Origin of the sequence: Streptomyces mirabilis, assembly GCF_039503195.1 — a bacterium.
In the GTDB taxonomy this organism is placed as follows: Bacteria; Actinomycetota; Actinomycetes; order Streptomycetales; family Streptomycetaceae; genus Streptomyces; species Streptomyces mirabilis_D.
The window spans coordinates 10,598,566-10,616,817 of record NZ_JBCJKP010000001.1 but is presented as its reverse complement, the minus strand read 5'-3'; the positions used below and the strand labels follow the sequence as shown (position 1 = coordinate 10,616,817).

Below are 18,252 nucleotides of genomic sequence, written 5' to 3'. Positions count from 1 at the left end.
TGAGACGTCGCGGTCCACCAGGGCGGCGTGACGTCGGCCGTGCGGACTTCCCCGTAGACAGTCTTCCGTCCCCGTGCCGCGCATGAACTCAGGCCCGCGAGCGGACGAGCTGAGCCACGACGTAGAGCAACGCCTGCGTCACGAGGTCCGCGAGCTGTGGGACGAACCGGACATCATGCAGATGACGGGTGAGAACGTCGACGTGCGCGTCGTCGCCCTACTTTTCGGCATCGAGCACGACATCGACCCAAGGCGGATCGCTCCGCCGGCCGCCCACCCAGAGCGCACGCGTCGGCCGGCAGCGCGGGAAGCCGGTCACAGCGATACTGCGGGCCTTCCGGCTCGCGCAGGGTCTCGTCCTCGACCGGCTGCTCGAAGAGCTGCCCGGCTCACCAGCGATACCGAGCCGATCAACGCGGCGACACGCAAGGTGATCGCACTGGCGACCGAGTACACGGACCGCACGCCGGAGACCGGCGTCCTGGCCTTCCAGCCTCCCACGCCCAGACATCACCCGGCTCGCCCTGCCCGACTTCACCTGCCCCGAAGTCGGTATGCGCCAGACCCGGATACCGGGAAACCGTGGGCGCCGGTGCTCCCTCAAGCACCGGCGCCCACTCACCCCTGCCCGAGGTGGTCCAGATGAACTTTCTGTTCAGTTGTCAGGGGACGAGGATGAGGCGGATCGGGTCGCCGATCTTGTTCTCCAGCCGGTTGACCGCGTCGGCGGCCTCGGCGAGCGGGAGGTGGTCGGTGATGGATGGGGCCAGGTCGAGACGGCCGACCTCGGCGAGGCGGACCAGCTCGGTGACGGACTCGGGGCTGCCGCCGTAGTGACCGCGCACCTGCTTGCCCAGGTAGTTGAAGGTCAGGCCCTCGGTGATGGTGAGGGGCCTGGGGCTGATGCCGACCAGGATGAGGACTCCGCCCAGGCCGAGTGCAGCGGCGGCCTGCTCGCGGACGGCGGGCACGCCGGCGCAGTCGAAGGCGAAGTCGAGGCCTCGTCCGGCGGTGGCCGCGCGGACCTGGTCGGCGAAGTCGGGGGCGGCCGGATCGAGGGCGAAGTCCGCGCCGAAGGCCAGGGCGCGTTCCCGGGCGCTGGGCAGCGGGTCGACGGCGATGATCGGTGCGGCGCCGGCCAGGCGGACGAGGCGTACGTTGTGGGCGCCGACTCCGCCCACGCCCCAGACGCCGACGGACTGGGCGGGGCGTACGCCCGCGGTGGTGACGACGGCGGCGTAGGGGGTGGAGACCGCGTCGGGGATGATCGCGGCCTGGTCGAAGGGGAGGTTGTCGGGGATGAGGATGAGGGTGTCCTCGCGGGCGACGGTGTACTGCGCCCAGCCGCCGTCGTAGTCGATGCCGGCGGTGCGCATCTGGGTGCAGGGGCGGCTGCGCACGCAGCCGGCGCACTGACCGCAGGTCTTGCCGGCCTCCAGGGTGACGCGGGTGCCGACGGTCAGGCCGCGCTTGAGGTCGGGGCCGAGGGTGTGGATCACACCGGAGACCTCGTGGCCGACGGTGACCGTGTCGGAGGTGGCGAACAGCGGGACGAGGGAGCCGTCGAGCAGGTGAACGTCCGAAAGGCAGACGCCTGCGGCCTTGACCTCGACGAGGACCTCGCCCGGGCCGGGCACGGGGACGGGGACCTCCTCCACGGCGAACTTCTTGCTGTCCAGGTGGAAGCGTCCGGCGAGCATGGTGTCCATGGTGCTCTGCTTTCTGTGAGCGGCACTCCCGGCGGTTCGGGCCGACGGGTGCCGTGCGATGCCTCGTGAGTGGGTGGTGTACGGGAGGGGTGCGGGGTGTCAGGACCGCCGCACCCTCCCGGCGTCTGACGGTCAGGCGAAGACGTCCTGCTGGTAACGCTCATCGGCTTCGAGCTGGGCAAGCCACTGCTGGGCGGCCTCGTCGTCGCTGCCGGTGTGCTTGCGGTAGATGGCGGCGAGCGCCTCGCGGACGGCGGGTGCCATGCGGCGGCCGTCACCGCAGACGTAGATGTACGCGCCGTCCTGGATGGCCTGCCACACGGTGTCGGCGGCGCCTGCGATGGCGTCCTGGACGAACCGGGCCGGGTGTCCGGTCACCGCGGAGAAGGCGGTGCGGACCCGGGCGATGCCGGACAGCGCCCACATCTCCATCTCGTCCCGGTAGAAGTAGTCGTGCTCGGGGTGACGGCAGCCGACGAAGACCTGCGACAGGCCGACCTGCGTGCCGTTCGCGTGCTGCCAGGCCCGCTCCTCGAGGAAGCCGCGCAGCGGCGCGATGCCGGTGCCGGGACCGATGAGGATCAGCGGCGTGGCCGGGTCGGCCGGCGGGGCGAACGTCGGGGACGGCACACGCACGTAGCCGTAGAAGACATCTCCGGGCTCGAGGCCTGCGATGTAGGAGGAGCAGGTGCCGCGGTACCGGCCGTCGCCGGACAGGGCCGGTCCTTCCAGCAGACCGACGGTCAGGCGCACGTGCCGGGGGTTGGCCAGCGGAGCTGAGGAGATGGAGTAGAACCGCGGGCGGATCGGGCCCATCATCTCCAGGAAGACCGCCAGCGGCAGTTCGACCGCGGGGAAGCGCTCCAGCAGGTTGAGCACGGAGACGCGCTTGCCCAGGACCTCGGTCTGGTAGCGCTCCTCGGCCTCGGCGGTGTCGGGCGTGTAGGCCTCCAGCTGCGGCCGGGTCCACGGGCAATCGGTGTGCTTGACCAGCGCCTGTATCTGCGAGCGGGTGGCCACGTCCTGCAGCTCCACGAACTCGGTGAACAGCAGGCCCGCGGTGACGGGAGTGCCCACCGGGAGGTGCGTACGGCCGCCCGCGGGCTGGTCCAGACGCAGGACCTGGTCGCGGTCGACACCGAGCCGCGCGAGGACCCGGTCGACCAGCTGCGGCTCGTTCTTGGCGAACACGGCCAGGTGGTTGCCGGTGTCATAGGTGACACCGTCGGGGAGTTCGATGGTGATGGACTTCGCGGCCGGGCGCGGCGGCTCGATGCTGAAGTCCCACAGTCCGGTCGCGTCGCTGACCAGCTCCTCGTTGGCGACCACGGTGAGGGGGTAGGCCTGCTCGGAGACGATCGCGGGACGCACCTCCGCCTCGGTCAGCAGCTGCACCTCGAAGCGCGGTCCGGTGGTTTCGGAGATGTCGGCGGCGTACTCCTCGGCCAGGGTGGCCCACAAGGTGTCCATCCAGCGGGTGGCCATGCCGTCGAAGTCACCGGCGGCGTCCGCGATGCCGCGCTCGATGACGCGGGTGGCGCCGGCGGCCAGCAGACCTGCCTCGATCCGCTTGGGGAAGCCCTGGTAGGTGGCCACCCACTGAGTGTTGCCGGCACCCAGCAGCGCGAACCGCACGTCGGACAGCGAGCCCTCCGGGAGTCCGGCGGCGAGCAGGTCGTCGAAACGCTGCGCGTTGTCCGGGGCCTTTCCGTTGTAGCTGGAGGCCACGACCACGAGCAGGCCCTCGGTGGGCAGGTTGTCACCCAGCTCGTCCAGGCCGACCAAGGTGGTACCGAATCCGGAACGCTCACCGCGGTCGGCGATGGTGCGCGCCAGGTCCTCGCACGAGCCCAGGCTGGAGCCGTAGGCGACGGTCAGGTTCACCCCGACACCGCTGACCGCGGCCTGCGCCCCCGTGTCGTCGGTCAGCAGGTCCACTGCGCCGAACATGGTCCGCTCGTGCTCCTGACGGGCCCGCACGTTCAGTTCGAAGCCGCCGGGCTTGCGCGTCAGCGCCTCCTTGACGTCCATCTTGTAGTCGTCGGTGTCGGCGAACTTGAACTTCTGCAGCACCAGCGCGAGGGCCAGACGGGCCTCGGTGAGCGCGAACTGCCGACCGATGCAGGCACGTACACCGTTCCCGAACGGCTTGTAGGCGTGCGGGTGGTGGTTGACCCGGTTCTCCGGCAGCCACCGGTTGATGTCGAACTCCTCCGGCCGGTCCCACGCCTTGGGGTGGGTGTGCAGCGGACCCTCGAGGATGTTGACCCGCGCTCCCTTCTTCAGCCCGTAGCAGCCGCCGATGACGGTGTCCTCCAGCGGGGACTTGCCGATCATCGGGATGGGAGCCCACAGGCGCAGGGTCTCCTCCAGGATCCGCGGGATCACGTCCATCTGCATGACCGTGTCGTAGTCCGGGACCGTGTCACCCGGCAGCAGCCGGTCCACCTCGGCGTAGGCCTGGGCCAGGATGTGCGGGTTGCGCATCAGCGAGTACGTGGCGAACGACAGCAGACCACTGGTGGTCTCGTGACCAGCGATCAGGAACGTCACCACCTGGTCACGGACGTTGTCGTCGTCCAGCCCCTTGCCGGTCTCCGGGTCCGTGGCCTCCAGCATCAGACCCAGCAGGTCGTCCTCACCCGTGGCCTGCCCCTCACGGCGCTCCTTGATCACACTCTCGACCAGGTCCCGCATCAGCCGGATGTTCTCGCGGTACTTCTTGTCATCGGCCTTGCGCATCTTGGTCATCATCGGCAGCTCCTGCGAGCGCCGCAGCGACTCAACCAGCGCCTGCAGCAGCGCGTTGAGGAAGGGGTGCAGATCCTCCTTGGCGAAGGAGTCGAACCGGTAACCGAAACCCGACAGGGCGATGGTGTCCAGGGTCAGCCGGGTGTAGTCGTCGGTGATGTTGACCGGCTGACCCTCCTTACGCTCCCACTTGCCCACCAGGTTCTGGGCGATCTCCAGCATCTGCCCGAAGTAGCCCTTCATCGCCCGCTGGCTGAACGCCGGGAGGAGGACTCGGTGCGCCATGCCCCATTCCTCTTCGTGCTGGTGGGCCGTGAACAGGCCGGCTCCCGCGTAGTCCCGGACATGGGCCAGCGGCGTCTTGTCGATCTGCTTGAAGAACCGCGTCTCGTCGCAGACCTCGGCCACCAGGTCCGGGTCCCAGACGAAGACCTGCTCGATGCCGGCGATCTCCATGCCGTAGAGCCCCTCGGGGAACTGCTTGGACAGCTTGCCGAAGTACTCCACCGGGTTGGTGCTGGGGATCTGCGGCGTGTGGCCGAAGAGCGGGACCCCCCGCGGAGACCGGATGGGCCGCAGGTCGGTCTCGGGCTGTGTGGTCATGACTGGCTCCTCCAAGGGGAAAGGCGGGCAGGGCGCCATTCGGTGTCGCGGGGCGCCGGTACGGCAGCACCCGATTTCCATACGCTGTATGGCTTCAGTGATACCATACGACGTATGGAAACTCAATCGGCAGGCCTGGGGTCGAGAAACGGGCATGTTCGGCTCATCAGGGACGGCGTCGCTGGCACAGCGGGGTCGCATCAAGATCAGGCGCTCCCGAACGCGCTCCCGACCGGAGGAGGCGAGGGGCGAGGCCGGCCACCGTCAGCGTCCGGCGTCAGTCCGCGAGATCGGGTATGGCGGGTGCGCCAGGGCCTCATCGGCTGGGCATACCTGCGATCTGCCGCCGCAGGCGAGCACACCGGGGAAGGGGGACGGCCGACGCGCTTTGCCTGATTCCATGCCCGCACGCGTCAGGCGGCAGTGCACCGAGGCCGCCGCTCGAGGGTCTTGCCGGCGCCACTGCCCTGCGCATGGGCGAAAGCTGGTACCATACACCGTATGGCGACTGAACGGAAGCCCCCTCGGGGCACGAGAAAGAGGGACGTACCGCTCACCAAGGACGGCATCCACGCCATGGCGTTGCAGCTCATCGACGCCGACGGGGTTGAGGCGCTCACCATGCGCAAACTCGCGACCGCGCTCGATGCGAACCCCATGTCGCTGTACCACCACGTGCCGAACAAGGACGCCGTGCTGCGCGGCGTGGCCCACCGGGTCGGTTCGCAGTTCAGCGCCGAGGAGCGGGGAGACATCCCCTGGCAGGACCGACTGCGTGAACTGGCACGGGACTTCCGCGAACTGTCGCACCGTCACCCGAAACTCATGGGGTATTCCTTCACGCGCCCCGACTACGTACAGCCGGAGGACCCCTTCTGGCAGGCACTGATCGACATCCTGGCCACCGCGAAACTGCCCGAGGAGGAGATTCCGCGCGTCGCCGCGACCCTGGTCGGTGTGTTCACAGGTTTGCTGCTCAGCGAACTGAACGGGGCACTGCAGCGGTGGGCCACTCTGCCACCGGCACCATCGCGCCCCCACGAGGAAGAAGCACCGCCGCCCTCCAAGGACGTGATCGACACCATGTTCAACTCCACGCTGGACGCCGCGGTCGCCGGAGTGGAGAACCATGTCGCACGAGCCCGCGAGAGGGTGTGACGGAAGCGAAACGGCTCCTCCTGTGGGGCGGTGCGCGGTCCGGCGGCGTCGCCGCCGGACCGGCCTGGTGCCGCCGCGACACCGAAGGGCCCATACAGGTCCACCGGCTCGCCCACCCGCTCCAGCCGTTCGATGAGCCCATCAACGTACTCATCTTTGGTGGAGCCGAAGCCGCGTGACCGGGGCGTGCCGAAGCCGGGCAGATCCCATACCTCGACGTCGCTCCGGATCAGGTGTCAGCGCGCGCCGTCCCACACATGGTGGGTGTCGGGAACGCCGTGGATCAGAACTGCAGGTATGACTGAACTCCCTTACCACTGAACAAAGACAGCATGTCCGGGCTTTCGTTTCTCACTGCTCTTTCAGGTCGAAGCCGGCCGCCATGTCCGAGACGGGATTCCCTGCGGACTCTCCTTCGCAGCGTGCGGCCGGTGGTCGGAGCTGACGGGGAATACGTCCGGAGGCGCGCCGGGAGTTCTGCGGGGGCCGGCCGTCGCGCGCATCGGCGTGATCGGCCGTGAGCCGACCTTCCATGCCGCTGATGATCGTGTCCAGCACCAGGCGGAACATCCGGTCCTCGCCAAAGCCCTCGTTCGTCGGCCCGTCCTCGCCGGAGGCGGGTGTGGCGGGCTGGAGGTTCGACCACCGGTGGAGCGCGCCGTTGAGCTCGGCGATCATCACGCCGATGACGACGGCGCACACGAGCGCGGCGAGCTGCGGGACATCCGACTGCGGAACCCCTGCGGCGTCCAGCACGGCGGTGAGCGCGACCCAGAAGGGATCTTCGGGCTGGATGAAGTCCGGCTGGCTGAACGAATAGGCCATGAGGTTGGGATGGCGGTGTGCCAACGTCCGGAAATCCGTGGCAAGCAGGCGCATGCGCTCCTGCCAGGGAGCGTCCTCCAGTGTCACGGTGCGGAACCGGGCGCCGACCATTCTCGCCACGCCACGCAGCAAGGCTTCCTTGTTCGGCACGTGGTGGTACAGCGACATGGGGTTCGCGTCCAGCGCGGCGGCGAGTTTGCGCATCGTGAGCGCCTCGACCCCGTCCGCGTCGATGAGCCGCAGGGCGGAGGTGCAGATCCCTGCCTCGGTCAGAGGCACATCCCTCTTCCGAGTACCTCTAGGGGTACGCTTCACTCTTTCCATACAATGTATGTTATCAATCCGTAGGCGAGCGAGGGGGACTCGCCGCCCGTGGTGGCGGTCACCCTGCGGACCTGCGTACGGCGCCCGAACGGGCGGGACGGCCCGTGATTCCTGCCCCTGGAGGTCGCCAGCGGCCCGTGGTCGGGCGGGCTGAGGATGTGGCGCACGAGGAGGCGCCCATCTCATCCGGGAAGGCCCTCTCCATGCGGCCACTGCAGAGGCGCGGTGTGCTGCGGCCGATCCGGCGCGACCCATCCGTGGCCGACCTGATGGTGTACACCGTCGACGGACCCCCGGGCGCGCTCTGCGCGCGACAGCCCGCCCAAGCGCCTCGGGCTCACCCTTGCCGCTGGTTCGCTCGCCTGGACGGCGTACATCGTCTTCGGTCTCGTGCGGTCCCGGGCACCGCAGCGTCTGGCGATGACAGGGCATGGACGCTGCCGTGCGGCTCGCTCGCACTCCGGACCGCGACATGCGCATGACTCGACCGACCCAGCTTCTGCAGCGGACACGGCAGGGACCGAAGCCTGGCGTACGGTGTCGCCGGTACGGGTTCACTCCCCGGCCGGCCGGGCTTCCATGTCACTGGGCGTCGCCGCCCGTACCGACACGCACTCAACCGGGCCTTCCCCACCCCCCCGACCTCGCCGATCTCGTCCCATGCCCGCTGCGTCCGGCGAGCGCCATGGCCGAGTTGCACGACGCTCTGGCTCGAAGGACAAGTCCCTGCAGACTTCGAACGGCTCGGTACCTGTCACCGCAAGGGCGAGTCGGCGGTGGGCGTCAGGACGGACTCGGCGACGCCGACGATCTGACTGATGTCGAAACCCTCCATGTCTGCGCGGAATTCGGGGCTGGAGAGGTACGCCTCCAGCCGCTCCTGAACGTCGTCGGCGTCCTGGTAGGAAACGAGGGCGTACAGCTGGGGCGCCTCACTCCCGGGGGCCGCAGGCACCGTCCAGACGCCATGTGTGGCGATCCTGTGCTTGGCCATACCGGGAATGTGCTGGGCCCAGATGTTCTCGTAGGCGACGAGCGCCTCAGGGCTGCGCAGTGTGTAGACACGAAGCTGGTACTGAGACATGAACACTCTTTCCTTCTCTTCTGCCGACGGGACAAAGATCTCCAGCGGCACGGCGGTTGGGAGGCTTCCCTCAGCCTTTCGCGAACAAGTTCGCCAGTTCGAGCTCCCAGTCGATGTGCCCGGACTCGGCACCTCGTGGCACCAGCGCCTCCGTGTCCGCCAGGAACGTCCTGACGTCCTGGATGGGAACCTCGAGCAAGGCGGTGCCCGCGGGAGCCCCGAGGACGACGTACATCACTTGGTCACCACGGCCGACGGCCGGCCAGACCCGGATGTCCCCACAGCCCGCGGAACCCTTCAGGCCATCGGCCAGAAGGTCACGCCCCAGGACCCATTCGGCCGGCTTGTCAGTGCCGGTGAAAAAGACGGCACGGACGACATACGGATCAGCGGGCTCGTACCGCAGGCTCATACACATGGACAGCGAGCAGGTGGGCGAGACGACAAGCTTCACGGCCACCCCCTGCATGACGGTCTTCAAAGACTCCATCGACTTTCACTCCCGGCCGGGCGGCGGTCAGCGAACGCTGATCTCAACCTGGCTGACGTGATACCAGCCACGGATCTCGTCCCAGGAGTAGCCCAGGTCGAGCAGGTAGCCGACACCGTGGTCCCAGCGGTAGTCGCCGACGTTCACACTGACGGCCGGACGCTGGACGTGCGCGGATGCAGAGGTCGCGGCCGAAGCGGTACCCCCGGCACCAAGAACAGCGACACCCGCGACCGCGACGGAGAATGCGGTGACGACAACGCGCCTCGTGAGCTTCTTCATGATCTCTCCTTCCCGATTGGTGCGATCTGCACCATCGGCTACACGCAGGCGATGTGCGGCACCTGGCGTGGTCCGACAAACACTTCCATACGGCGTATGGAAGTACCCCAGAATTACCATACGACGTATGGAACTGTCGAGGCGGCGAAAATGGCCCGCACGGCCGGCAGCGGCACGAACGGCTCGACGTCCTCACCGAGACCGCGTCGGCCGCATGGACGAAGTACGACTGGCCTTCGAGGAGATGCTCACCCGCCTCGACCATCTCGGGCCCTAGGACGAGGAGATCAGTTACACCAGCGAGCAACTGTGAAGCAGTTCCGCGTCGTTCGCCCAGCTTCCCCTCTTCGGCGCGGCCTTCGGACTCGGCCATGCCCTGGCTGAGCCGTCGCCCTGGGCGGACGAGTTGCCCGGGATTTCCATCTCCGGAGCCGTGGCGTGCGGGCGCGCGGGTGGAGAGACCAGCCGCCCCGGTACATTACGCAGGCTGCGGGAACCGGTGCGCAGTCGGCGCCGGTCGGCCGGTGCGCGACAGAATGCTCTTCACGCTGCCGCGGGAAGGGGCCGCAGGGCAAGGTCGCGGGCCTCATCCGGGGAGAGGCCGAGTATGTGCAGGATCATCTCGGCCATCGTGCCGGCGGCGTGGCTGCTGTCGGCCCGGGCCGGTTGCACCACTGCTCCAGGAGCGCCAACAGGCTGCCGTTCAAAACGGCCAGGGCGATCACCGGGTCGACCACGGTGAACCGGCCTGCGGCCATGCCCTCCTCCGCGTCGCGCTTCGCCCGCGGAGCCAGTCCGTCGCCGGCGCATATCCGACCGAGCCGGCTGTGGCACAGGATCTGCATGATCTCCGGATATGACTCGGCCATGCGCGCGCTGAGCCGCACGCCTCCAGCTAGGCGCTCGGCGGGATCATCGACGCCGTGCGGGCGTTCGGCGACGGCTTGGGCGTACTCCTCCAGCGCATCGGCCACGGCCGCGTCGAACAGGTCCGGCTCGCCCGCGAAGTGGCTGTAGAAGGAGCCGAGGCCCCCGTCCGCGCGCTCCGCGTGCCGGTGCTGGTGCCGCCGGGCTCGGCCAGAATCTGCCGCGCGGCGCGGACGAGCGCCTGGCAGGTGTCGGCACGACGGCGTTCGAATCGGTTCCTGCGTGGTGCCGGCATCGCACGCTCCACAAATAGGAGCAGCAGTTCTGATGACTTCATCATTGCACTGCCCGCCTCGACCATCCACCCTGACCCGCCAGTCCGACCCCGCAGGGGGGTGCGGCGTGACAGCACGCGATTGCATCTGGACATTTGATCAGTTTCGAGGGGCTTGACGATAAAGCGGTCGTATCTGACCATTTCATCAGAAGTGGACAAAGTCGTCCAAGGTAGGCAGACGCCGTGCCGGCTTCCACCACGCCGACAGACCGGGCCGACACCGCACATGCCGACGCTGTCTCACACCGATGGGAAGAACCGGATGACGAACACCGACCACATGCCACTCACCGAACCGGTGAGTCCCCGAGAGATACCCGATGCGGCCATAGCGATGCTCGATGCGGAGGGGACCGTCGTGGGGTGGACGCACGCCGCCGAGCAGCTTGTCGGGTACTCGGCCGGGGAAGTGGTGGGCCGGTCCGCCGCACACGTGCTGCCACCCGCCGAGGACGCCCCGAGTGCTTCGGCGTTCGCCGAGCAGTGTCGTGCCCAGGACGGCTGGTCCGGCACCGTGACGGTCCGCCACCGCGACGGCCATGCCATCAAAATGACGCTGCGGATCTCACGGCTGTGGGGGCAGGACGCCGGCACCCGCTGGCTGGTGTCCGTGACCGACATAGGCACCCTGTCGTCGGGGGCGTCCACCGGAGCTGTGCGGGAGTCGCTCCTGGCCCATGCTCCGGTCGGCATCGCCGTCTATGACCCGCAGCTGCGCTGTACCTGGGTCAACGACGTCATGGAGCGCCACGACGGCACTCCTCGTGAACGACGGTTCGGACACCGCCTGCGGGACTCACTGCCCGCCGTCGAGGCTGAAGCGCTCGAGGTCGTGATGCGGCAGGTTCTGGAGAGCGGGACCACCATGGTCCACGAGTACCGGGCGTGGTCGTCGACCGACCGGCGCCGGGAGCACGCGTTCTCGGCCTCGTTCTTCTGCCTCCAGGACGCGGACGGCACGGCACTGTCCGTGTGCGCCATGAGCGTGGACGTCACCGGCAACCGGCGGGCGCGCGAGCGCCTCGCCATCCTCAGCGAAGCCGGCACGCGCATCGGCAGCACCCTCGAGGTCATGCGGACCGGGCAGGAACTGGCCGACCTCGCCGTGCCCCTGCTGGCCGACCACGCAGTCGTCGACCTGATGGAGTCGGTTCCGTTCGGCGTGGATCCCTCGGCGGGCACCGGCAAGGCGAACGGCCGCCCACCTGTGCTGCGCCGTGCCGGTGTGGCCTCCATCGATCCCGGTGTCCTCGAGTTGCCGTGGGTGCGCCAAGAGGTGATCCGTCCCTTTCCGACCTCGCTGTTCGCCACCGCCCTGCGCACAGGCAGGTCTTACCTGGAATCGGTGCTGGACACCTCTTCAGGCCCCTGGGTCAGTCACGACCCTGTGCGAACGCAGAAGCTCCGTGACAGCGGCGTCCACTCTTTGATGGTCGTACCCGTCCGTGCGCGGCGCTGTGTGCTGGGACTGGCCGTGTTCGGCCGCTCCGAGGAGCCGACGCCGTTCCAGGAGGACGATCTCCTCCTCGCCGAGGAGCTCGTCACCCGGGCCGCGCTCAGCCTGGACAACGCTCTCCAGTACGCCCGCCAACGCACTGCGGCCCTGACGCTCCAACGCGACCTGCTCCCCCACCACGTGGGAGGCGGCGCCGCCCTCGATGTGGCCTCACGCTATGTGCCGGCCGACATGGACCACGGCGTGGGAGGCGACTGGTTCGACGTGATCAAGCTGTCTGGCGCCCGGGTGGCCCTCGTCGTCGGTGATGTGGTCGGACACGGCATCAACGCCGCGGCGACGATGGGCCGATTGCGCACCGCCGTCCGCACGCTCGCGGACATGGAATTGCCTCCCCACGAACTGCTGACGCACCTCGATGACACGGTCAGGCGGCTGAGCGAGGAAGATGCCGACGCTCCGGACCAGGCCCCCGCGGCGGTGGGCGCCACCTGTCTGTATGCCGTCTACGACCCGGTCATCCGGCGGTGCACGATGGCGCGGGCCGGGCATCCCCCGCCCGCGATCATCGACCCGCAGGGCCGTATCACTTTCCCCGACATGCCCGCTGGGGCCCCGCTCGGCCTCGGTCTCGGTCTGGTCCCCTTCGAGTCCGTGGAACTGGAACTGCCCGAGGGAACTCTGCTCGCGCTCTACACCGACGGTCTGGTCGAGTCCCGCGACGACGACATCGACGTGGGCCTGGACCGCCTGGGCGCCGCCCTGGCAGAGTCCGTTTCGTCCCTGGAAGACCTGTGCTCTCACGTGATCGAGACCCTGCCGACTCAGGCCCCGGCCGACGATGTCACCTTGCTCCTTGCGCGGACTCGCGGACTCGAAGCGGCCCAGGTCGCCTCCTGGGATCTGCCGAACGAGCCGGCCGCTGTCCGCATCGCCCGGCAGGCAACCGCCCGTCAGCTCAGCGAATGGGGACTTGAACATCTGGTGGCCACCGTGCAGCTGATCGTCAGTGAACTGGTCACCAACGCCATCCGCTACGGCGGCGGGCCGATCCGCCTACGCCTCATCCAGCACCAGGTCTTGACCTGCGAAGTCTCCGACAGCAACACCAGCCACCCACGCCCCCGTCAGCCCCACACCATCGACGAGAACGGCCGCGGTCTTTTCCTCGTCGCTCAGTTGTCCCGCAGGTGGGGCTCCCGCTCCGCGACAGACGGCAAGGTCGTCTGGGCCGAACAAGACCTGCCCTCCAAAGCCCTTGCGGCGTGACGCACTGCCGACCGGGCGGCCGACGGCCGCCACAGCATGCCGATCCCTCGAGCCGCAGGCTCGCGCGAAGGAAGCCCCACATGGACATAGAGAATGTCAACAACGCCTGCTCGGCAGGCGCCCGCCAAGGATCGACGGGCGTCTCCGGTTCCGGTCCCAGCGGCGGGTCGCACGCCTTTGACGGTCCGGCAGCCGCCGTACTCGACCATCGAGGCGCGGTGGTCCGGTGGACTGTGGCAGCAGAGGAGCTGACGGGGTTCCGCGCCGAGGAGGTCTGTGGCCGCCCCGTGCGGGAACTGGTGGCCGACCTCCCGGACGACCTGCCTGACGCGGAGATGCCGGCATCCGGCCGGGTACGGCTGTGGCACCAGTGCGGCGACACCGTCGATGTCACCTTCCGGACCACCAGGGTGGGGTGCTCCGGCTCGACGGAGGTCCTCGTCCTGGCGGCCCCCACACACCACGTCGCTGGCCACGAGCACGGCGCGGCGCTCCTGCGTGCACTGTCCGCACAGAACCGGATCACGATCGCTGTATACGACACGGATCTCACCACTGTGCAGACGAACGCCGCGCCGGGCACTGTCGACGGCCGTCCAGTACAGCCCGGCGCTCGGCTGAGCGACGTGCTGTGCGCCAAGGACGCCGAGCGCCTCGAGGCACTGCTGCGCCAGGTACTCGAGACGGGTGCCCCAGTGGTCCGCAGAAACCAGCACGTGAGCTGTCGGCACGATCCGGCGCGGCAGCACGCGCTGTCACTGTCCGCCTTCCGTCTGGAGGACGCGCGAGGACGCCCCACGGGGGTCGCGGCCCTGTACTTCGACAACGCCGACCAGATGCGCGCCCGCCGTCATCTGGATCTCGCCCGCGAGGTGGCCGAGCGAGTAGGAAAATCCCTGGATGTCGTGCGCACTGCGCAGGACCTTGCGGACGTTCTCGCACCTGCCTTCGGGGATCTCGCCGCAGTCGACCTTGCGCACTCCGTTTTCGACGGGGACGAACCCTCGAAGCAGCTGAACGGTGGAAACATGGGCAACGCGGCCCTTGCGCCGGCCGGCGCAGACTGGCCGGCCGGCATCAAGCGCGGCGAGTCCATCCCGCCCCTTCCCGACCACCCCCTGCTGCGCAGCTTCCGCCACGGCGAGCCGGTCGTGTTCGGCCTTGACGACTTCATCGCCATGGTCAAAGACCCGCAGCTGATCGAGTATCTCGTCCCGAGGGACACCCATTCGGTGATAGTGGCACCGTTGCATGCCCGCGGGCACACGCTCGGCGCCATAACGGCCTGGCGCTGCGGCCGATCCGACCCCTTCACCGAGGACGAGGCGGATCTCATGAAGCAGATCGCCTCACGGAGCGCGCTCGCCATCGACAACGCCCGCCGTTACACGCGCGAGCACCGGGCCGCCGTAGCGCTGCAGCAGCGCCTCCTTCCCCCGGCCACGACCGACACTCCGGCAGCCGAGACCGCCGGCGTCTACCTGCCCGCAGGCGGCGGAGCGGACATCAGCGGCGACTGGTACGACGCCATTGCCCTGCCCTCTCTCCGGGTGGCCCTCGTCGCCGGAGACGTGGTCGGCCACGGCATGCCCGCGAGCGCCACCATGGGCCGCCTGCGCGCCGCCATCCAGACGCTCGCGGACCTGGAACTCGAACCGGACGAGCTGCTCACCCGGCTCGCGGACCTGATCCAACGCCTCGCGGCCGAAGCCCCGTCCGGCGACCGCGACATCGTCGGCGGCACATGCCTGTACGCGGTCTACGACCCGGTCACCAGGCGCTGCGCCATGGCCAGTGCCGGGCACCCGCCACCCGTCCTGGTCCGGCCCGACGGGACCGCCGAAGCAGTCGAGATCTCCCCGGGGCCACCACTCGCCCTCAGCGGCATGCCGTACGAGACCACCGTGATCGACGTCGAGCCGGGCAGCGTCCTGGCTCTCTACACCGACGGCCTGGTCGAACGGGGCGATCGCGACATCGGCCAAGGCCTGCCGCGCCTGACGGAAGCCCTCGCCGCGCACTGCCGTCCGGATCGTGCCCTGGACGAAACCGGCCGGGCTCTCCTCGCCGACCTGGCGGACCAGGCGCCGCGCGACGACGCGACCCTGCTGCTGGCCCGCACCCGCGCCGTCCCAGCCGCGGACACCGCTCACTGGGAGATCCCGGCCGATCCGGCCGCCGTCTCCAAGGCTCGAGAGTGGATAACCCGCCAACTCACCACGTGGGGCCTGGACAACCTCCTCTTCACCACCGAACTCATCGTCAGCGAACTGGTCACCAACGCCATCCGCTACGGCCGTCCGCCGATGGACCTCCGTCTGATTCGCCACCACGTCCTGGTGTGCGAGGTCACCGACTCCAGCAGCACCCAACCCCGCCTGCGGCGTGCCCGTACAACCGACGAGGGAGGACGCGGCCTGTTCCTCGTCTCGCAACTCGGCGGACGATGGGGCTGCCGCCATGGCCAGAACGGCAAGACGATCTGGTCCGAGCAAGCCATCCACGGTTCCCCCTGAAGCCACAGATCACCGAGGTGGGGCGGAGCAGAGTCACTCACAGCTCTGATGCCTCTCGACCCGGTGTGCCGTGACAGCAGCCGCCCGAGGCGGGGGCTGCGAGCAGGAGCGGACTCCCGCCTCGTGGCCGCGGCGCGGCTCTGCCCGATGGAGGCGCAGCGACGGGAATCAGGTGTCAGCACCGAAGCCCGGCTTGGCATTGATCACGGAAGAGACGTCGACGACCACGACACTCGCACGTCTCGCCGGCGTCAGCTTGGGTTCGGGCCCACCTATCGATCTTCCAGGCATGAATTGGCGATGGAATGTGGCCTCACCCAGGTCGAGCGGCATGCTGATCCGACACGCCGGGTTCGACGCGCGGGCCTGGCGACGGGGTGGGGAGGATCGCGTTGATCGTCTGGGTGAACGGTGCGTTCGGCAGCGGGAAGACCACGCTGGTCGACGAGTTGCGTCCTCGTTGGCCCGAGGCACTGGTCTATGACCCGGAGATGGTGGGCTTCGTGCTGCGGGAGATCGTGGAGGTACCGACCGGCGACTTCCAGGATCTTCGGTTGTGGCGGCGACAGGTTGCCGACCTGGCGGTGGGACTGATCGAGGAGTACCGCCGTCCGGTCCTGGTCCCCATGACCGTGGTCGACCCCGGCTATGTCGGAGAGATTTTCGGCGCGTTGAAGAACGCGGGCATCGACCTTCACCACTTCTTCCTCAAGGTCTCTCGAGAGACCTTGGAGAAGCGGATCGACGGACGAGTCTTCTTCCCTGACGATCCCGAGCGGGAGGAGCAGGTCCGACGCTGGGGCAAGGACAGGATCGAACCGTGCATGGCCGCGGTCGACACCCTGCCCGGCGACACGGTGTTCCTGGACGGAGGGCTGACACCGTCAGAGTTGGCCGACCAGGCGTTGGCCCGTATCGGGGTGGGTTCGGTCGGGTAGGACATCCGGGCGTCGCGAAAGGCGCCCGGGGTAGGGCCAGTCGAGCGGGTAGACAACTTCCGGAGCGAACGCCTGGATCAGGTCGAACCCGTCGTACAGCCCGACCCGTCTGCCTCTATCTCCATTCGCGGGCCACAAGGGCGCACTGAACCGGGCCGAAAGGTCTCCAGGATCACGCCTCGGCCGTACCGGTGTTCCCTCGGCCGTACCGACGTTCAGGGGATGCGGACGTGTCCCGGCCTGCAGGCCGTCCATGAGGAGCTTGATCTGTCGGTCGGCCTGGCCTTTCCAGTCTCCGGTCACGTCCAGGCGTAGAAGCCCACTCATGGCCAGCATCACCTCGGCTGTCTCAAGGTCGGACCGAATCGTTCCGGCGGCGACGCCCGCGGCGACAAAGGTGTCAATCGTGTCGCAGAACTGCGCGTACGACTCCGACGCCCGTGCTCCATTGAAGGGCCCCACGCTCCGCAACGCTTCGGACATGTGCTGCTTCGCGACCCGCAGACTGGCCAACCGGCCCATCCACTCACGCGGTGCATCTCCGAGGCCGATGCCGCGCTCCTGCGGCGTGCCCACGCCGTTCATTCGATCGCTGCGGTGCAGAGCGAGTACTCGATCTGGTCCCGCGATCCCGAGACGGCGGTCGCGGACTGCCTGCGCGAACTGGGTGTGGCACTGGTGGCGTACTCACCACTCAGCCGAGGCTTCCTGGCGGGCACGGTCGATGTGACATCCCTGCCGCCGGGCGACGCCCGTAAGAGGCTTCCCCGCTTCCGGACGACGGCCAACCAGGTCATCGCGGACGTCGTCCGCGCGCTGGCGGAGAACAGGGGTGTCGCTCCGGCCCAGCTGGCGCTCACCTGGGTGCACGCGCGCGGTGAGCACCTCGGGATTCCCGTGGTGCCCATCCCGGGAACCAAGCGCATGAAATCCGGCGAGGGCGAGGTTGCGGCGGTGGGCAATGCCGGTCGTGACGTGGTGGACGCCGTCGCCCGTGAGATGGCAGTCGCACAGGATCTTCCGTGTCTACATGCGGGCGAAGCCGTGCGCGACACGGGCGCGAGGCTGTTTGTGGACCTTGTTGTGCGTCTGGCTCCGTTCAGGGAATTTCGTCCAGGGAGTCCTTCTCCCTTGTCCGCTTGCTCCGGAACCGTGTCAGTCGTTCTCCTGCGACCTTCGCGTTGCGTGTCGCCGCGCGCACCGGGCACGAGCGGCGTCGTGGGCGCTGCGCAAAAGCTGCACGGCCGTGTCCGTCGTCCTCTCACCGGGATTGACGACAGAGATCCAGCCGAGTGCCCCGTATACCGGGTGCGGCATCACGCTGTCGGCCCCCGCGTAGTCGCGAGGTCGGGTGAGGCTGCGCGGCTCCTCCCCAGTGAGCTCTCGGAACGTCGCACGGTCGACGTGAATGTTCAGGCGCCAGCGGCCCGGAGAGTCGAGGTCGGACACGGCGTCGTCAGGGTAGTTCTTGGTGACGATGGTCCCGTAGGGCTGGACGTTCGCAGGGACCTCACCGTCGGGGGCGTAGTAGAAGAACGCATCTCCCCACACGAGCTCGGGGAAATCGCCGCCCTCCTCCGGGACAACCACGAGCGCGCCGGCGAAGCCTCGCACGGTCGCGATGATCTGTTCCATACTCATGG

Annotated in this window: 13 protein-coding genes and 2 pseudogenes; 5 read left to right on the top strand and 10 right to left on the bottom strand. The window is 68.5% G+C overall.

Going from position 1 to position 18,252, the window contains the following annotated elements; genetic code table 11:
* Positions 1 to 662: 662 nt before the first annotated feature.
* Both AAFF41_RS48460 and AAFF41_RS48455 read right to left on the bottom strand, forming a co-directional pair.
* The gene (locus tag AAFF41_RS48460) at positions 663 to 1,709 is read right to left on the bottom strand and encodes a zinc-binding dehydrogenase (RefSeq protein WP_319753773.1); all 1,047 of its coding nucleotides are present in this window, start codon (positions 1,707 to 1,709) and stop codon (positions 663 to 665) included.
* Positions 1,710 to 1,841: 132 nt separating this feature from the next.
* Positions 1,842 to 5,063 carry a bifunctional cytochrome P450/NADPH--P450 reductase gene (locus AAFF41_RS48455; RefSeq protein ID WP_343326086.1) on the bottom strand — a complete coding sequence of 1,074 codons (3,222 nt, stop codon included), beginning with the start codon at positions 5,061 to 5,063 and terminating at the stop codon, positions 1,842 to 1,844.
* Positions 5,064 to 5,564: 501 nt separating this feature from the next.
* On the opposite strand from AAFF41_RS48455, the gene AAFF41_RS48450 reads away from it, so the two are divergent.
* Entirely contained in the window at positions 5,565 to 6,221 is a 657-nt protein-coding gene (locus AAFF41_RS48450; protein WP_343326085.1) for a TetR/AcrR family transcriptional regulator, read from the top strand.
* 89 nt (positions 6,222 to 6,310) lie between these two features.
* Here the strand turns inward: AAFF41_RS48450 and AAFF41_RS48445 are convergent.
* From AAFF41_RS48445 to AAFF41_RS48420, 6 genes and pseudogenes are all read right to left on the bottom strand, one after another.
* Positions 6,311 to 6,520: pseudogene (locus tag AAFF41_RS48445) on the bottom strand (alpha/beta fold hydrolase); the annotation flags it as partial.
* A 52-nt stretch (positions 6,521 to 6,572) separates the two neighbouring features.
* Complete coding sequence (locus tag AAFF41_RS48440) at positions 6,573 to 7,325, bottom strand: TetR/AcrR family transcriptional regulator (protein ID WP_343326084.1); 753 nt, start codon at positions 7,323 to 7,325, stop codon at positions 6,573 to 6,575.
* Positions 7,326 to 8,124: 799 nt separating this feature from the next.
* Entirely contained in the window at positions 8,125 to 8,454 is a 330-nt protein-coding gene (locus AAFF41_RS48435; RefSeq protein ID WP_319754566.1) for an NIPSNAP family protein, read from the bottom strand.
* A gap of 70 nt (positions 8,455 to 8,524) precedes the next feature.
* Positions 8,525 to 8,944: an SsgA family sporulation/cell division regulator gene (locus AAFF41_RS48430; RefSeq protein ID WP_319754567.1), complete on the bottom strand. Its 420-nt coding sequence runs from the start codon at positions 8,942 to 8,944 to the stop codon at positions 8,525 to 8,527.
* 27 nt (positions 8,945 to 8,971) lie between these two features.
* Positions 8,972 to 9,226, bottom strand: a complete 255-nt coding sequence (locus AAFF41_RS48425) for a hypothetical protein (RefSeq protein ID WP_319754568.1) — start codon at positions 9,224 to 9,226, stop codon at positions 8,972 to 8,974.
* Between the two features lie 617 nt (positions 9,227 to 9,843).
* The gene (locus tag AAFF41_RS48420; protein WP_343326083.1) at positions 9,844 to 10,200 is read right to left on the bottom strand and encodes a hypothetical protein; all 357 of its coding nucleotides are present in this window, start codon (positions 10,198 to 10,200) and stop codon (positions 9,844 to 9,846) included.
* Positions 10,201 to 10,692: 492 nt separating this feature from the next.
* Between AAFF41_RS48420 and AAFF41_RS48415 the strand changes: the two genes are divergently transcribed.
* The 3 genes from AAFF41_RS48415 (at position 10,693) to AAFF41_RS48405 (ending at position 16,609) form a co-directional block, all read left to right on the top strand.
* The gene (locus AAFF41_RS48415; protein WP_343326082.1) at positions 10,693 to 13,155 is read left to right on the top strand and encodes a SpoIIE family protein phosphatase; all 2,463 of its coding nucleotides are present in this window, start codon (positions 10,693 to 10,695) and stop codon (positions 13,153 to 13,155) included.
* An 80-nt stretch (positions 13,156 to 13,235) separates the two neighbouring features.
* A complete protein-coding gene (locus AAFF41_RS48410) occupies positions 13,236 to 15,671 on the top strand; it encodes an ATP-binding SpoIIE family protein phosphatase (RefSeq protein ID WP_319754570.1) in 2,436 nt (811 codons plus the stop codon).
* 392 nt (positions 15,672 to 16,063) lie between these two features.
* A complete protein-coding gene (locus AAFF41_RS48405) occupies positions 16,064 to 16,609 on the top strand; it encodes a P-loop nucleotide/nucleoside kinase family protein (RefSeq protein WP_319754571.1) in 546 nt (181 codons plus the stop codon).
* On the opposite strand, the gene AAFF41_RS48400 is transcribed toward AAFF41_RS48405, so the two are convergent.
* The gene (locus AAFF41_RS48400) at positions 16,556 to 17,185 is read right to left on the bottom strand and encodes an SbtR family transcriptional regulator (RefSeq protein WP_343326081.1); all 630 of its coding nucleotides are present in this window, start codon (positions 17,183 to 17,185) and stop codon (positions 16,556 to 16,558) included. The genes AAFF41_RS48405 and AAFF41_RS48400 overlap by 54 nt on opposite strands.
* Between AAFF41_RS48400 and AAFF41_RS48395 the strand changes: the two are divergent.
* Positions 17,093 to 17,497, top strand: a pseudogene (locus tag AAFF41_RS48395) (aldo/keto reductase); the annotation flags it as partial. The gene AAFF41_RS48400 and the pseudogene AAFF41_RS48395 overlap by 93 nt on opposite strands.
* 267 nt (positions 17,498 to 17,764) lie before the next feature.
* Here the strand turns inward: AAFF41_RS48395 and AAFF41_RS48385 are convergent.
* The gene (locus AAFF41_RS48385; protein WP_343326080.1) at positions 17,765 to 18,244 is read right to left on the bottom strand and encodes a DUF6194 family protein; all 480 of its coding nucleotides are present in this window, start codon (positions 18,242 to 18,244) and stop codon (positions 17,765 to 17,767) included.
* Between the last annotated feature and the right edge of the window lie 8 nt (positions 18,245 to 18,252).

Bases quoted from the DNA above. Each gene is read 5' to 3' on its own strand.
- AAFF41_RS48460 (WP_319753773.1), bottom strand. From the start codon at position 1,709: ATGGACACCATGCTCGCCGGACGCTTCCACCTGGACAGCAAGAAGTTC.
- AAFF41_RS48455 (WP_343326086.1), bottom strand. From the start codon at position 5,063: ATGACCACACAGCCCGAGACCGACCTGCGGCCCATCCGGTCTCCGCGG.
- AAFF41_RS48450 (WP_343326085.1), top strand. From the start codon at position 5,565: ATGGCGACTGAACGGAAGCCCCCTCGGGGCACGAGAAAGAGGGACGTA.
- AAFF41_RS48435 (WP_319754566.1), bottom strand. From the start codon at position 8,454: ATGTCTCAGTACCAGCTTCGTGTCTACACACTGCGCAGCCCTGAGGCG.
- AAFF41_RS48430 (WP_319754567.1), bottom strand. From the start codon at position 8,944: ATGGAGTCTTTGAAGACCGTCATGCAGGGGGTGGCCGTGAAGCTTGTC.
- AAFF41_RS48425 (WP_319754568.1), bottom strand. From the start codon at position 9,226: ATGAAGAAGCTCACGAGGCGCGTTGTCGTCACCGCATTCTCCGTCGCG.
- AAFF41_RS48415 (WP_343326082.1), top strand. From the start codon at position 10,693: ATGACGAACACCGACCACATGCCACTCACCGAACCGGTGAGTCCCCGA.
- AAFF41_RS48410 (WP_319754570.1), top strand. From the start codon at position 13,236: ATGGACATAGAGAATGTCAACAACGCCTGCTCGGCAGGCGCCCGCCAA.
- AAFF41_RS48385 (WP_343326080.1), bottom strand. From the start codon at position 18,244: ATGGAACAGATCATCGCGACCGTGCGAGGCTTCGCCGGCGCGCTCGTG.